The sequence below is a fragment of the Promicromonospora sp. NPDC090134 genome, assembly GCF_044746965.1.
GTDB lineage: Bacteria > Actinomycetota > Actinomycetes > Actinomycetales > Cellulomonadaceae > Promicromonospora.
The window spans coordinates 198,203-212,728 of sequence record NZ_JBIVCZ010000004.1; the positions used below are offsets into that span (position 1 = coordinate 198,203).

The window sequence follows — 14,526 nt, forward strand, 5'->3', positions numbered from 1 at the left end:
ACCACAGACGCCGACAGGCCGACGCCGGCGGTGCGCCACCCCGAGGGGTGACCCACCGCCGGCGTCGTCATGTCCGGGTCCGGGCGCCTCAGCCCGCCGCGAGCTGCGCGACCTCCTCGGCGGTCAGCGCCCGGTCGAAGACCCGGACGTCGTCGACGTCACCGCGCAGGTGGTCGACCTCGTTGCCGCCGTACTGGCCGCGGCCGATCACGAGCGGCCCCTGTGTCTCGGGTGCGGTGCAGACGTCCAACGCGTCGACCCGCTCGCCGTCCACGTAGAGCGACAGCTCCCCCGTCGCGGCGTCGCGCACCCCCGTCAGGTGGTACCAGCGGCCTGGCTCCGGCTTGGTCGGCGACAGCGCACGCGCGCCCACGAAGCTCATCGCCCAGCGCTGGTCCTGCCCCGAGTACTGCAGGAAGAACGCGCTGTTGCCCCCGGTGTCCTGGCTCACGACGGTCTGGAAACCGCCGTCGGCCACGTCCAGCCGCGCCCACGCCGAGACGCTGTAGGAGCCGTCGGTGCGCACCAGCGTCCGCCCCGTGTCGGCCTCGCCGGCGCCGTCGAACGACAGGGCGCCGCCCGCCACGCCGTCGGCCCAGGTGGTGCCCGTCAGCGTCGCGTCCGCGTCGCCGACGCCGTCCGCGGCGACGGTGCCCGCGCCCTCGTCGAAGCCCCACGCGTGCACCCCGGCCAGCCCCGGCGTCCCGGGGTCGACGACGGGCGGCTCCGCGCCCGAGCCGTCCGCGCCCTCGATGATCGACTCGTTCACCGCACGCACCTGCCCGAAGTCCATCTTCTCGACCTGCCGGTCGTAGGTGAAGAAGCCGTTGACCTCGTGCTCGACGTCCGTGATCTGCGTGTAGATCGACCCGCTGATGCCGCACTGCTGCGCGGACGTGAGCACGTCCTCCGTGTTCTCGACGTAGCGCCGGGTGAGCGTGGCGGCGTCGGGCGTCATCTCGTAGGCGTGACCGTCCTCGAACCACATGTGCCCGTCCACCTCGAGGCCGAACCCGCCGTGCTCGCCGTCGATCGAGGCGCGCGCGGCGTCCGGGACCGGCTGGGCCGGGCCCACGTACTGGTGCCAGTCGATGACGTCGCCCGCGCCGCTGTCCCCCAGCGAGTCGCAGCAGTTGACGCCGGAGTGCGCGTCGACGAGCCGGGTCGGGTCCTGCGCCTTGACCTCGCGGGCGATCCGCCCGGTCGCCTCCTGGGACCACTCGCCCCAGCCCTCGTTGAAGGGCACCCAGCCGATCACCGAGGTCCAGCTCTGGTCGACCATCTCGTGCAGCTCGCGCTCGAACCGTTCCTGCGCCTCGACCGGCGGACGGCCGGGCTTCATCGCCGGCATGTCCTGCCACACCAGCAGGCCGAGCCGGTCGGCGTGGTAGAACCAGCGGTCCGGCTCCACCTTGATGTGCTTGCGCACCGTGTTGAAGCCCAGCTCCTTGTGCTGCTCCAGGTCGAACGCGAGCGCCTCGTCCGTGGGCGCGGTGTAGATGCCGTCCGGCCAGTAGCCCTGGTCGAGCGTGGAGAGCAGGAAGACGACCTCGCCGTTGAGCGTGACCCGGTTGCGCCCGTCCGCGCCGGGCGCGATCCCGATCTCGCGCATGCCGAAGTACGAGCCGACCGTGTCGACGACCTTGCCGCGCGCGTCGCGGACGCGGACCTCGAGGTCGTAGAGGTAGGGGTCCTCCGGCGTCCACAGGTGGGCGCGCGGCACGGGCACCGAGATCGCGTCGCCCACGGTCCCGGCCGTGCGTGCCACGGCCTCGCCCTTCGTGCCGGCCCTGTCCTTCGTTCCGGCCCGGTCCTTCCCGCCGGAGCTGTCCTTCCCGCCGCTCGCGCGGACGACGACGTCGACCTGCCGGCCGGCGGCCGCCGCGCTGCCCTCGACGGTGAGCGTCAGGGTGCTGGTGTCGACGTCGGTGGTCATGTCGAGCGTCGTGGCGTGGCTCGCCGCGACGGGCTCCATCCAGACCGTCTGCCAGATGCCGGACGCGCCCTCGTAGAAGATGCCGTGGTCCGGGACGTTGCGCTGCTTGCCGACGGGCTGCCAGGTCGCGTCCGTGCGGTCCGTGACCCCGACCAGCACCTCCTGCGGGCCCGACGCCGTCAGGGCGTCGGTGACGTCCGCGGAGAACCGGCCGTAGCCGCCCTCGTGGTGCGCCACCTCCTGCCCGTTGACCCAGACGGTCGCGGAGTGGTCCACGGCGCCGAAGTTGAGCACCACGCGCTGACCGCCGGAGCGCCAGGAGTCCGGGACCTCGACCGTGCGGCGGTACCACATGTGGTCCTCGTGCCGGTCGACGCCCGACAGCTCCGACTCGGTCGGGTAGGGCACCAGGATCTCCTTGGCGAGCGTCTCGCCGAACGGCGGGGCCTCGCCCTCGGCCGCTCCCGCGAACTCCCACAGGCCGTTGAGGTTCTCCCAGCGATCGCGGGTGAGCTGCGGCCGCGGGTACTCCGGGAGCGCGTTGTCGGGCGTCACCTCCTGCGTCCACGGGGTGGGCAGGTGGGCGTCGGTGACCGGCCAGGTCGCCTGGCTCGCACCCGGGCCGGCAGCCGGGCCGGCACCCGGGGTGGCGGCCGGCGCGGCCGTCCCCGGTACGACGGCGAGCACGGCGCCCGTGGCCAGGGCCGCGAACGCCGCGCCGAGGCGACGTCGGACGAGGGCTGGTGCGGGGTGGGCAGACGACGGGCTGCGGTGCGACCTTGCTAGCGACATCGGTGTCACCTTCCTGGTCCCGTACACGGTCGGCAACACGGTAGGCATCGTTGCCAGGGGCTACCGTAACGCCGGGTCGCCGCGCCGCCTACCCCGCATTCAGCTCATTCCTATTGAGTTCATCTCGGTCGAGCGTGAGTGCATCTCTGCCGAGCTCACTTCCGCGACGTGACCGTGTCCGCCCACGAGGCCCGGAACCCGAGCGTGGTGCGCCAGCCCTCCGCCGTCTTGGTCAGGTTGCGGGTGGTGCCCTGGACCGAGACCGCCTGCATCGTCTTGATCTGGCCGCTGGAGTAGCGGGCCGTGACCTTGACGGACTTGACCCAGGCCAGGTCGAAGACCGACTTGGCCTTCGTCTGCGTGAGTGTCCCGGTCCAGGAGGTGTTCGGGTTGCCCGGTGCCTGCGCCGAGTAGGGGTCGGCGACGTGCGCGAGGTGGGACTGCGCGGCGGTGCCGAAGGCGTCCTGGTTGTTCGTGGTGCCGGAGTAGCTCCCGCCGCGGCCGGTCGAGGCGAAGTACGGCGTCTCGGCGATCTCATCGGCGGGGTTGCGCACGATCGAGACGGTCGAGGCGCCGTCCTGCCGGGTGGCGTCGACGGCGGCGCGCCACGTCGAGCCCGCCTCGCCGCCCTCCTTCTTCCAGCCCGTGTAGTTCTGGCTGCTGGTGTCGTCGTAGAGGTGGCAGTCGCACGACGTCTTGAGGCCTGCGGTCTTGGCCAGGATGGCGTAGTTGCGCGCGACGATCGCCTGCGCCTGGAGCGCGGCGGCACCGCCGTAGGCGCTCGTGCCCCACAGGGACGGCATCTCGTCGAGCCCGTAGAGGTACTCGTCGTTGAGGACCACCTGGTTGACCACGTTGGGCCGCGGGTTGGGGCTGGTGATCCGCAGCCGGCCGTGCCGGTAGCTGCCCTGCGCCCCGGAGACGGTCACGGTGCCGGCGGTACCGGCCCAGTAGTCCGTGCCGGTCCACTCGAGCCACAGCGTGCGGCGGGCGCTGATCGTCTGGCGCACCGTGCCGTTCTCGGTGATCTTGGCGGTCACGCCCGCCGTGGTCCGGGCGATCGAGAGCTTGCGGGCCGACGTGCCGGTGGCGAGCTGCGCCTGCGCGCCGTCGAGCAGCCGCCACGAGCCCGCGGACAGGCTGATCGTGGTCGTGGTCGGGTCGGCCGCCTTGCCGAGCACCTGGACGTCGATCGACGTCCGCGGGTTGTTGGCGGTGCCCACGGTCGCACCCGGGTAGTAGTACCCCAGGATCTGCGACGCCGTGCTCCCGGTACGCGCCATCTGGTAGGCGCCGTACTGGGCCATGCCCACGCCGTGCCCGTTGCCCGAGCCGGCGATCGCCCACGACCCCGGCACGACCGTCACCGTCAGCGTGGCGCTGGTGGCCTTGACCGTCTTGAAGCGGTACTTGGTGGTGACGGACGGCTTCACCGACGTCGTCGCCTTGCCGGTGGAGCCGGTGGTCACGGTCTTGATCCGGACCCAGGTGCCGTCCCGGTACTGCTGGACGGCCACCGACGCGTTCTTCCGGGCGGCGCCGTTGTAGCGGTAGACCACCGAGAGGGTCCTGGCGGTGGCCGCCGTGGTCGTGGCCGAGCCGGACGCCGTCAGCGTGTACCCCGCCGCGACGGCGGGGACGGCGGGCAGGCCGACCGTGAGGAGCGTGGCGGTGAGGCACGTGACGAGGACTACCGCGAGCGTCCGGACAAGTCCTGCTCCGGGAGCGGCGCTGATCGAGGTGGACACATCGGGCACGCTCCCATACGAAGACGCCGGGCGGGTGACCTTCCGAAGAAGTTCACCCGCCCGGCGTCGGGCCCGGGTCGTGCCCGGGCCGGGTCGATCGTGCTCGGTCGACTGTGCTCAGTCGAGGTAGTCGCGGAGCACCTGCGACCGTGAGGGGTGGCGCAGCTTCGACATCGTCTTGGACTCGATCTGCCGGATGCGCTCGCGCGTCACGCCGTAGACCTTGCCGATCTCGTCGAGCGTCTTGGGCTGGCCGTCCTGCAGGCCGAACCGCATGGAGACCACGCCGGCCTCGCGCTCCGAGAGGGTGTCGAGGACCTGGTGCAGCTGCTCCTGGAGCAGCGTGAACGACACGGCGTCCGCGGGGACGACGGCCTCGGAGTCCTCGATGAGGTCACCGAACTCGCTGTCGCCGTCCTCGCCGAGCGGGGTGCTCAGCGAGATGGGCTCGCGACCGTACTTCTGGACCTCGACCACCTTCTCAGGGGTCATGTCCAGCTCCTTGGCCAGCTCCTCCGGCGTGGGCTCGCGGCCCAGGTCCTGGAGCATCTGGCGCTGGACGCGGGCCAGCTTGTTGATGACCTCGACCATGTGCACCGGGATGCGGATGGTGCGAGCCTGGTCGGCCATGGCACGCGTGATCGCCTGCCGGATCCACCAGGTCGCGTAGGTCGAGAACTTGTAGCCCTTGGTGTAGTCGAACTTCTCGACCGCACGGATCAGACCGAGGTTGCCCTCCTGGATCAGGTCCAGGAACAGCATGCCGCGGCCCGTGTAGCGCTTGGCGAGCGAGACCACGAGGCGGAGGTTGGCCTCCAGCAGGTGGTTCTTGGCCCGCTTGCCGTCGTGCGCGATCCACTTGAGGTCGCGCTCGAAGCGGCGCTGGTCCTTGTCGTTCCGGTCGAACTCCGTGGTGGCAAGGCGCTCCTCGGCGAACAGGCCGGCCTCGATGCGCTTCGCGAGCTCGACCTCCTGCTCCGCGTTCAGCAGCGCGACCTTGCCGATCTGCTTCAGGTAGTCCTTGACCGGGTCGGCCGTGGCACCGGCGGTGACGACCTGCTGTGCGGGCTGGTCGTCGTCGTCCCGGTCGGAGACGACGAAGCCGGAGCTCTCGTCGCCTTCCTTGGCCGTCTTGCCGCCTCGGCCGCGAGTCGTCTTGGTGACGGTCTCGGGACCGGAGTCGGTCTCGTCCTCGGGGTCCTCGACGGCTACGCCGTCGGGCTCGATGTTGTCGTACTTCGACTTGCCCCGAGCAGCAGGCTTCTTCGCGCCGGCCTTCGCCGCCGGCTTCTTGCGCGTGCTCGTCGTCGCCTCGTCATCTTCGTCGACGTCGTCGAACTCAAGATCGACGTCGTCGGGCATCTCGTCGTCGTCCTTCGGCTTCGCGGTGGAGCGCGCCGGGGTCGACCTCTTGGCGGTCGTGGTCTTCGCCGCCGTCGCCCGGGTGCGCCGGGCAGGCTTCGCGGAGGCCTCCGCCTCGTCGGCGGGCGCCTTGGCGGCGACCGCTGTGGAACGGGTGGCCGACGCCGCGGCCACCTTGGTAACAGTGGGGAGCCCGACCTGCACACCGGCGTTGGCCAGTGCGCGCAGCACCGCCTTCAGCCGCTTGGCGTCACCGACCTGCGCCGTCTCGCATGCACGCCGGAAGTTCTCGGCGTCGACCGAGCCGTCGGCGGCACCGCGAGCGAGGAGCTCCTGCAAGGCAGGATGCTCGAACTCACGGGGCAGGTTGTCGCGTGCAGGGACAGGAGCGGTGTCCTGGGGGGCTTTCAGCGGAGTGGGCGCCACAAACCGACCTTTCGGCATTCGAGGGGGCGGTGTACCGCCGGCGGGGCCGTCACTGGACCTTCTTCTTCCGCCGGCGAACATATATATTGTACCGTCGGCCTCCCTGTACCCCGCGACGAACGCGGTGATATGGGCAAAGTCAGTGCGAAGTCACGTCGGGCGGGACCATCCCACGGGGTTTCTGATTTCGCGTGCCAAGAGTCAACGACTGGCACCCCCGCACCATTCCCAGTTCGGCGAATCTGCGGCGAATCTGTCCTGGACCAGGCTCTCGACCAGGCCTCGGGCTGCACCGATCACGGATCGAGCGCAGGCCGGGCCTGGAACGACGGGGACCTGGGGATCGAAAGCCGCCGGATCGGACGTGGCTCGATCGGACGTGGCGGATCGGGCGCCGCCGGATCGGACGTGGCGGATCAGGCGCCGCCGGATCGGACGTGGCGGATCAGGCGCCGCCGGATCGGACGCCGCGGACTCAGACCTTGACGGAATCAGACCTTGACGGCGAGCACCGGGCACGGCGCCTCGACGAGGATCCGCTGCGCACCCGCGCCGAGGATGAGCTTGCCGACGGGGCTGCGCTTGCGCAGGCCGATCACGATCAGCTCGGCGCCGGTGCTCGTGGCCGCACGGATCAGGTCCTCGGCGAGATCGCCGCTGCCCTCCTCCACGCGCACGTCCAGCCCGGCCGCCGGGCCGCTCACGAGCTCGTCGAGCTCGGCCTGGCACTCGTCGACGGGACGCTTCCCGCTCGTGACGACGACCAGCGGGGCATTGCGCTCCCGGGCCTCGGTGACAGCGGTGCTGAGGGCCTCTCGGCCCTCGGACGTGGCGAGGTGGCCGACGACGATCGTCATGTCAGCCGACGCTACCCCACACCGCGGCCAGGTCGATGCCGCACACGGCGCTCGCACCGCACTCACACGGCAGCCAGCTCGTCCGAACCCGCGTCGCCAAGGGAGTCGCCACGGGAGTCGCCAGCGGATTCAGCACAGGAGTCACCGTGGAAGAGGGCCTGCTCCCGCCGCACCCAGCCGGGCGGGACACCCCCGACGATCGCGCTGCGCAGCAGGAGCGCGAGGCGGTAGTCCGGGTCCACCCCCAGCGCGTCCGAGACCCGCTCGGCCGCCAGCCCGCCGTCGCCGTGCCACCAGGCGACGAGCGCCAGCAGCAGGTACGCCGGGGCCCTCCGGTTGCGGGGCACGTGCCTGACCACGGCCTCCAGCACGGCGCGTGCCGGCCGGGTGATGTCCTCGTCGGGCGGGATGCCCCGTTGCGGGTCGATGATCTGCGCCATGACGGCTCCGGTGGACCGGTCCGTGTCGCCGTCCGTCTCCCGCCGCGCGGTGCGGAGCGCCGTCTCCGCCGTGCCAGGAGCGAGGCTGAGCAGCACCGCGTCCCGGACGGGCGTGTCTGCGAGCGCCGCACCGATCTTGCCCAGGTCCACCGGGGAGAGCGGCACGCGTTCCCCGGGCGTCGCGCGCGCCGTGGCACGCACCGCGGCGCGCCACAGGCCCAAGCTCTCCGCTCCCCAGTCGGCGAGCGCCCGTTCGGCCCGCGCGACCTGCTCGGCCCGCACGGCGATGCCGCGGCCGGTGCTTCGGGCGGTGCCCCCCGCGGGCAGCGGGCCGAACGCCGCGCCGTCGATCGGGCCGCCGCCGTTCGGGAACCTGGTCCGGCTCAGCAGCCGGCGGTAGGTGTCGGTCCAGCGCGCCGCGGCTCGCCGCGCCTGCGTACGGGCGGCTTCCGGCGCGGCCCGCAGGGTGTACCGCTCCTCGCGGGTGCCCGCCACGGTGCGACCCTCCAGGACCATGTGGGCGGCGACGCGGGTGCCCTGGAGCGCGGACAGCGGCCGGCCCTGCGCCGGGCAGCACATCGGGTCGGCGCAGTCGAGAGCCCGGAAGCCCGTCGGCGTCACGAGCCAGACCTCGGTCCCCGGGAGCCGTCGGTCGAGCCGTGCCCGGAGCAGGTCCGCCGCGCGCCGTGCCGCGCCGGACGGCACCGTGACGTCCGTGGCGGTGTACAGCACCACGACGGCCCGGTCCGCGCCGTCGGCCACCACGTGGTCGACGAGCCAGCGGGCCGTGGCCGCGCCGTCGGGACCGTCGGGGTCACCTGGGCGGCGCAGGCGGAGGTCGCCCAGGTCGACCCGCGCCACGAGCCCGACCCGCTGGCGCGGGCCCGTCAGGCTCACCACCACCGCGGACTCGACGGGCTCGAAACCGAGCCGGTACGGGACGTAGGCGAGGAGGTCCTCCGGCCCGGCTACGCGGACCACCAGAGCGTTCGGGACCTGTCGAGCGTTCGGGACCTGTCGAGCGTTCGGGTCCGTCGCCTGGCGGAGGTCGTCCGGGGAGATGCCGTACCCGGGGACGGCGTTCCCTGGGACGTCGCGACGGGAGTTGTCGTTGGCGGGGCTGTCATACGCGGAGCTGTCATACACGGGGCTGTCGTTCGGGACGCCGTCCCGGGCCGTGCCGTTGTCGGGGTTCATGTGGACGATCTCAGCCCGCCGGCGGGACGGCTGCGCGCCCAGGCGGGCCGTGTGGACAACGCGGTTCCTGTGGTCGCGCTCGCTCCCGCACCGCCCCGTCCCGACGGTCTCATCACCGCACGCTGTCATCACCCGGGCCTGTGCGGCTACGGTGTGCGACGTGCCCCGCTTCGCCACAGCCCGCCGCACGGCCGTGCTCGCCGCCGCCGTCGGGCTGGCGCTCGCCGCCACGGGGTGCGGTGCCGGGACCGAGCAGTCAGCGGCGGGCAGCACCACCACCGGCAGCACCACCAGGAGCAGCAGCCCAGGACCGAGCGACGCCGCGACCGGCGGACCCACCGAGCTGCCGACCTTCGACCCGTCGTCCGCGGTGGCCACCTACGCGCAGGGGTTCCCGCCGGAGCTCTTCCCGATGCCGGAGGACGCGACGCTGCTCGCGTCGTCGGCGCAGCCCGTGCCCGCGGCCGCGGGGTCGAAGGGGTCGAAGGGGTCGAAGACCAAGGACGTCCCGATGACTCAGGTCACGCTCAACCTGTCGTCGAGCCGTCCGACCGACCAGGTGATCAAGCAGGCCGAGAAGATCCTCACGGCGCAGGGCTTCCGGCGGATCGACGCGCCGGAGGCGAGCGGTCTCACCGCGCAGACCGCGTTCCTGCGCATCACCAAGGAGAAGTCCGGCGAGGTGCAGGAGTCGCTCGTGGTGGGCGTGCTCGACGACGGGGAGCGGCGCCTCGGCTCGATCAGCGGCACCGTCCGTACCCCATAGGCTGGTGCCGTGCCCGTCTCTCCTGCCCGTCCCACCGCTCTGAGCCCCACCCCCCTGGACCCCGCCGCCCTCGTCGACGCCGAGCATCTCCGTGGCGACGTCGACGCCGCCGTGAGCGGCCACCTCGCCCGGCTGGCGGCCGAGGTCGGGGCGATCAGCCCGAGCGCCGAGGCCATGGTCGAGGAGGCCGCCGGGCTGCTGGCTGGCGGCAAGCGGCTGCGCGCCGCGTTCTGCTACTGGTCGTTCCGCGCGCACGGCGGTTCCGCCGACCCGGCCGACCCCGCCCGCGTCGCGACCGTCCGGGTGGGCGCCGCGCTCGAGCTGTTCCAGGCCGCGGCCCTGCTGCACGACGACGTGATGGACAACTCTGACACCCGCCGCGGCCGCCCCACGGCCCACCGCGCGTTCGCCGCGCGGCACGCCGTCGCGGCCTGGGCCGGCGAGCCGGTGCGGTTCGGCGACTCCGCCGCCATCCTGATCGGCGACCTGGTGCTCCTGGCCGCCCAGCGCGAGCTTTCGGCGGCGCTCGCGCCGCTGCCCGCGGACGTCGCCGAGGCGACCCGCGCCCGCTTCGACGTGATGCAGAGCGAGGTGGTCGTGGGCCAGTTCCTCGACGTGCTGGTCCAGGCGGAGCCGTGGGGCCGGGACCCCGCCGCCGACGAGGAGCGCGCCCGGAACGTGCTGCGCGCCAAGACCGCGAGCTACTCCGTGGCCGCCCCGCTCGCCCTGGGCGCGCTGCTGGCCGGTGCCGGCCAGCAGGCGGCGGCCGGGATCGAGGCGGCGGGCAAGCCGCTGGGCGAGGCGTTCCAGCTCCGTGACGACGTGCTCGGCGTCTTCGGCGACCCGGCCGTCACGGGCAAGCCCGCCGGTGACGACCTGCGCGAGGGCAAGCGCACCGTGGTCGTCGCCCGCACCCTGGCGCTGCTGCCCGACGCCGACGGTCCCGAGGCCGCCGTCCTGGTCGCCGCGCTCGGCAACCCCGACCTGTCCGACGACGACGTGGCGCGGGTGCGCGAGGTCATCGTCGGCTCCGGCGCGCTGGACGCCGTCGAGCAGCTCATCGCCGACCTCGCCGTGCGCGGTCACGCACTGCTGGGCCTGGCGGACCTGGCGGAGCCCGGCCGCGGCCTGCTCACCGACCTGGCCCACGCGGCGGTCGACCGGACGGCCTGAGCCTCACCAGCCCGGCCTCACCAGGTCCAGAGCCTCACCAGGTCCAGAGAGTGACCTCTTCGCCCTTCTTCAGCTTCTCTCCCGCGACGGGCTCGGTCTCCTTGACGCCCTCGTCGAACAGCTCACCGAAGCCACGCACCGCCGACGTGTAGCCGGCCTCGTCGAGCAGCGCCTGGGCGTCCTCGACGGACAACCCGACGACGTCGGGCACCGTGCCCTGGGCGCCCATGCTCACCACGATGGTGACGGTGCTGCCCGGCTCGGCTCCCTTGCCGCCGCCCGGCTCGGTCCGGATCACGGTCCCGGCCTCGACCTTCTTGTCGAACTTGTCCTCCCGGACGACGTCGAAGCCCTGGGCGGCCAGCGCGTCCTGCGCCTCGGCCGCGGACAGACCCGTCAGCTCCGGCACGGTGACGGGCGGAGGCCCGTCGGAGACGGTGAGCCGCACGGTCTCGTCGGTCGGGACCGTACCGCCGTCACGGACCGAGGCCCAGATCACCAGGTCACGTGCCACGTCGGCGGAGTACTCGCGCGAGACCTCGACGTCGACGAGGCCGACGCCGCGCAACGCCGCCCGCGCCTCCTCCTCGGCCATGCCCACCAGCCCTGCCGGCACCTCCGCCAGCTCGGGCCCGAGCGAGACCACCAGGCGTACGGGCACGTCGCGCTGCGAGCGCTGCCCCTCGTCGGGGACTACCGAGATGACCTCACCCTCGGGCACGTCGGAGTCGTGCTGCCCCACGTTGTCCGGCGTCAGCCCGGCCTCGGTCAGCGCCTCCTCGGCCTGGGCCACGGCCACGCCGACCACGCCGTCGGGGACCACCGCGTAGGCGCCCGGGCCGTGCTCCGTGTACCACCAGGCGCTGAACAGGACCGCGACCAGCGCGACACCCAGCAGGATCTTGCCGCCACGGCGCGGCCGGGGCGCGGGCGGCGGAGGCGGCGGCGTCTGCTGCTGCGGCACCACCCACTGGCCGGCCGGCGGCCGCTCCACGACCGCGGTACGCGCGGCCTTCACCGCGGCGGACGACGGCGGCGGCGCCACCTTCGCGGGGATGTCCAGCACCTCGTTCGGGATCTGGCGGAACGTGCTGCGCAGGGCGTCGAGCGCCACCGCGGCGTCGTGCGGGCGCCGGTCCGGGTCCCGCGCGGTCAGCGCGCGGACCAGGACGTCGAGCGGGCGGCCCAGGTGGCCGGCGAACGCGCTCACGGGCGGCACGTCGGTGTTGACGTGCGCGAACGCGACCTGGATGGGTCCCTCCCCCTCGTGCGGCAGGCGTCCGGTGAACAGCTCGAACGCGAGGATCCCCACGGCGTACACGTCGGCGCGCGCGTCGACATGGCCCGTGGCGATGGTCTCCGGCGCGAGGTAGGCCACCGTGCCGAGGATCGTGCCCGTCGTCGTGTTCGACACCTCGAAGATGGCGCGGGCCAGGCCGAAGTCCGCCACCTTGGGCCGCCCGGTGCCTTCCTCCAGCAGCACGTTCTCGGGCTTGATGTCGCGGTGCACGATCCCCTTGGCGTGCGCGGCGGCGAGCGCGGAGAGCACCACGTCGAGGATCGCGAACGAGCGGCGCAGCGTGAGGTCGCCGTCGCGGATGAGCTGGCGCAGGTTGGTTCCCGGCACGTACTCCATCGTCAGGTAGCGCATGTCGCCGTCGGTGCCCTGGTCGTAGACGGCGACGACGCCGTGGTGCTGCAGGCCGGCGGCCGACCGGGCCTCGCGCTCGAAGCGCTGCCGGAAGCTCGCGGCCTGCTCCCCCTCCGCGAGGTGCGGGTGCATCACCTTCAGGGCGATCTCACGGTTCAGCCGCGTGTCGTGGGCGCGGTACACCGTGGCCATGCCTCCGCGCGCCACGCGCGCGACTATCTCGTACCGCCCGTCGACCAGGCGGCCGATGAGAGGGTCTGCCGTCACCTGAGCCACGGGTGGGAGTGTACGGGTGACCACCCACGGCCAGGCCGGAACGCGCATACCGGACGGCGGGCCGTTGCCGGATCGTTGCCGTGTCCCGAGCCCGGGCCGCGTCGCCTAGGCTTCTCCCGTGACAGATCTCGATGCCCTCGTGGGCGAATGGCTGACCCTCCCTGACCTCGCCGAGTCCCTCGACATCGAGGTCGGCAAGGCCCGTGGCCTGGTGAGCGACCGGCATGTCGTCGGTATCAAGCGTGGCGAGCGCACGACCTTCCAGGTCCCGGCGATCTTCGTGCTGCCGGACGTCGAGGGCCGCCCCGGCGTGATCCCGACACTCCGCGGCACCATCATGGTGCTGTCCGACGCGCAGTTCACCGAGCAGGAGATCCTCGAGTGGCTGTTCACGCCCAACGACGAGCTCGGTGAGCGGCCCGTGGACTCCCTGATCGGCGGCAAGCGCGCCGCCGTGCGCCGGGTGGCGCAGACGCTGCTCTGACCTGCGCTGCTCTGACCCGCGCAGCCCTGACCCGCTAGCTGCGGAGCATCTCCGCGACCTGGAACGCCAGCTCCAGCGACTGCTGGTGGTTCAGCCGCGGGTCCACGAGCGTCTCGTAGCGCAGCGCGAGGCCGGCGTCGGAGATCTCCTCGCTGCCGCCGAGCACCTCGGTGACGTCGTCACCCGTGAGCTCCATGTGCAGGCCGCCCGGGACGGTGCCCAGCGCCTTGTGCACCTCGAAGAACCCGGCCACCTCGTCGAGCACGTCCGTCAGCCGGCGGGTCTTGTAGCCGCTGTCCGACGTGATGGTGTTGCCGTGCATGGGGTCGGTGACCCACGTGACGTTCGCGCCGGACCAGGTCACGGCCTCGACCAGCGACGGCAGCACGTCGCGGACCCGGCCCGCGCCCATGCGCGTGATGAACGTGAGGCGCCCGGGCACGTTGTCCGGGTTGAGCCGCTCGGTGAGCGCCAGCGCGTCGTGCGGCGCCGTCGTCGGGCCCAGCTTCACGCCGATCGGGTTGGCGATCCGGGACATGAAGTCGACGTGGGCGCCGTCGAGCTGGCGCGTGCGCTCGCCGATCCACAGGAAGTGCGCGCTGGTGTCGTAGGCGTTGCCGGTGCGCTGGTCGGTGCGGGTCAGCGCCCGCTCGTAGTCGAGCACCAGGGCCTCGTGGCTCAGGTAGAACTCGACGGAGCGCAGCGCGTCGAAGTCGGCGCCGCACGCGTGCATGAACCGGATGGCCCGGTCGATCTCGTCCGCCGTCTTCTCGTACCGCGCGTAGGCGGGGTTGCTCATGAAGCCGCGGTTCCACTCGTGCACCTGCCGCAGGTCGGCGAAGCCGCCCTGCGTGAAGGCCCGCACGACGTTGGCGGTCGCCGACGAGATCCGGTAGGCCTGCTCCAGCCGCTCCGGGTCGGGGATCCGGGACTGCGGGGTGAACGGGAACCCGTTGATCATGTCGCCGCGGTACGCGGGCAGCGTCTCGCCGTCGCGCGTCTCGGTGTCGCTGGACCGCGGCTTGGCGTACTGGCCCGCCATGCGGCCCATCTTCACCACGGGCGTGCTCGCGCCGTGCGTGAGCACCACCGCCATCTGGAGGATGGTGCGGATCTTGTTGCGGATGCGGTCGGCGTTCGCCTCGGCGAACGTCTCCGCGCAGTCTCCGCCCTGGAGCAGGAACGCCTCGCCCCGGCCGGCGGCGGCCAGCCGCTCGGTCAGGGTGTCGGCCTGTGCGGGCACCACGATCGGCGCGGCCTGGGCCAGGCGGCCGGTGGCGGCCGCCAGCGCGGCCGGGTCCGGCCACGTCGGCTGCTGGCGCGCCTCCAGCGTGCGGTAGTGGTCCAGCCCTGCCGGACCGGCGGCGCGCTCGGCCGGGTCGGCGACGGTGCTCATCGACCCGCCGTCCGCAGTGCCG

General features: G+C 72.7%; 10 protein-coding genes. 3 read left to right on the top strand and 7 right to left on the bottom strand.

Annotation, left to right across the window (positions count from 1 at the left end; all coding sequences use genetic code 11):
- Nucleotides 1-88 precede the first annotated feature (88 nt).
- The 5 genes from ACIPN7_RS13230 to ACIPN7_RS13250 all read right to left on the bottom strand — a co-directional run bounded on the left by ACIPN7_RS13230 (nucleotide 89) and on the right by ACIPN7_RS13250 (nucleotide 8,758).
- The gene (locus ACIPN7_RS13230) at nucleotides 89-2,728 is read right to left on the bottom strand and encodes a LamG-like jellyroll fold domain-containing protein (protein WP_400542474.1); all 2,640 of its coding nucleotides are present in this window, start codon (nucleotides 2,726-2,728) and stop codon (nucleotides 89-91) included.
- Nucleotides 2,729-2,883: 155 nt separating this feature from the next.
- Nucleotides 2,884-4,485 (bottom strand): SpoIID/LytB domain-containing protein, encoded by a 1,602-nt coding sequence (locus ACIPN7_RS13235; protein ID WP_400542477.1) that lies wholly within the window; start codon nucleotides 4,483-4,485, stop codon nucleotides 2,884-2,886.
- A 108-nt stretch (nucleotides 4,486-4,593) separates the two neighbouring features.
- Complete coding sequence (locus ACIPN7_RS13240) at nucleotides 4,594-6,282, bottom strand: RNA polymerase sigma factor (RefSeq protein ID WP_400542480.1); 1,689 nt, start codon at nucleotides 6,280-6,282, stop codon at nucleotides 4,594-4,596.
- 473 nt (nucleotides 6,283-6,755) lie between these two features.
- Nucleotides 6,756-7,121 carry a universal stress protein gene (locus ACIPN7_RS13245; protein ID WP_400542483.1) on the bottom strand — a complete coding sequence of 122 codons (366 nt, stop codon included), beginning with the start codon at nucleotides 7,119-7,121 and terminating at the stop codon, nucleotides 6,756-6,758.
- A gap of 62 nt (nucleotides 7,122-7,183) precedes the next feature.
- Nucleotides 7,184-8,758, bottom strand: a complete 1,575-nt coding sequence (locus ACIPN7_RS13250; protein WP_400542486.1) for a DUF4192 domain-containing protein — start codon at nucleotides 8,756-8,758, stop codon at nucleotides 7,184-7,186.
- A 160-nt stretch (nucleotides 8,759-8,918) separates the two neighbouring features.
- On the opposite strand from ACIPN7_RS13250, the gene ACIPN7_RS13255 reads away from it, so the two are divergent.
- Together ACIPN7_RS13255 and ACIPN7_RS13260 are read left to right on the top strand one after the other, a co-directional pair.
- Nucleotides 8,919-9,524 (top strand): hypothetical protein, encoded by a 606-nt coding sequence (locus tag ACIPN7_RS13255; protein WP_400542489.1) that lies wholly within the window; start codon nucleotides 8,919-8,921, stop codon nucleotides 9,522-9,524.
- Between the two features lie 9 nt (nucleotides 9,525-9,533).
- A complete protein-coding gene (locus ACIPN7_RS13260; protein ID WP_400542492.1) occupies nucleotides 9,534-10,697 on the top strand; it encodes a polyprenyl synthetase family protein in 1,164 nt (387 codons plus the stop codon).
- A 34-nt stretch (nucleotides 10,698-10,731) separates the two neighbouring features.
- Here ACIPN7_RS13260 and pknB read toward each other — a convergent pair whose 3' ends face one another.
- Nucleotides 10,732-12,624: a Stk1 family PASTA domain-containing Ser/Thr kinase gene (gene pknB / locus ACIPN7_RS13265; protein ID WP_400542495.1), complete on the bottom strand. Its 1,893-nt coding sequence runs from the start codon at nucleotides 12,622-12,624 to the stop codon at nucleotides 10,732-10,734.
- A 118-nt stretch (nucleotides 12,625-12,742) separates the two neighbouring features.
- Here pknB and ACIPN7_RS13270 point away from each other — a divergent pair, with 118 nt between their 5' ends.
- Complete coding sequence (locus ACIPN7_RS13270) at nucleotides 12,743-13,108, top strand: Rv2175c family DNA-binding protein (RefSeq protein WP_400542498.1); 366 nt, start codon at nucleotides 12,743-12,745, stop codon at nucleotides 13,106-13,108.
- A 34-nt stretch (nucleotides 13,109-13,142) separates the two neighbouring features.
- Here ACIPN7_RS13270 and ACIPN7_RS13275 read toward each other — a convergent pair whose 3' ends face one another.
- Nucleotides 13,143-14,504 carry a class II 3-deoxy-7-phosphoheptulonate synthase gene (locus ACIPN7_RS13275; protein ID WP_400542501.1) on the bottom strand — a complete coding sequence of 454 codons (1,362 nt, stop codon included), beginning with the start codon at nucleotides 14,502-14,504 and terminating at the stop codon, nucleotides 13,143-13,145.
- Nucleotides 14,505-14,526: the final 22 nt, after the last annotated feature.

Excerpts from the sequence above, each read along its gene's own strand:
- ACIPN7_RS13230 (WP_400542474.1), bottom strand. The coding sequence starts at position 2,728 with ATGTCGCTAGCAAGGTCGCACCGCAGCCCGTCGTCTGCCCACCCCGCA.
- ACIPN7_RS13240 (WP_400542480.1), bottom strand. The coding sequence starts at position 6,282 with ATGCCGAAAGGTCGGTTTGTGGCGCCCACTCCGCTGAAAGCCCCCCAG.
- ACIPN7_RS13245 (WP_400542483.1), bottom strand. The coding sequence starts at position 7,121 with ATGACGATCGTCGTCGGCCACCTCGCCACGTCCGAGGGCCGAGAGGCC.
- ACIPN7_RS13250 (WP_400542486.1), bottom strand. The coding sequence starts at position 8,758 with ATGAACCCCGACAACGGCACGGCCCGGGACGGCGTCCCGAACGACAGC.
- ACIPN7_RS13275 (WP_400542501.1), bottom strand. The coding sequence starts at position 14,504 with ATGAGCACCGTCGCCGACCCGGCCGAGCGCGCCGCCGGTCCGGCAGGG.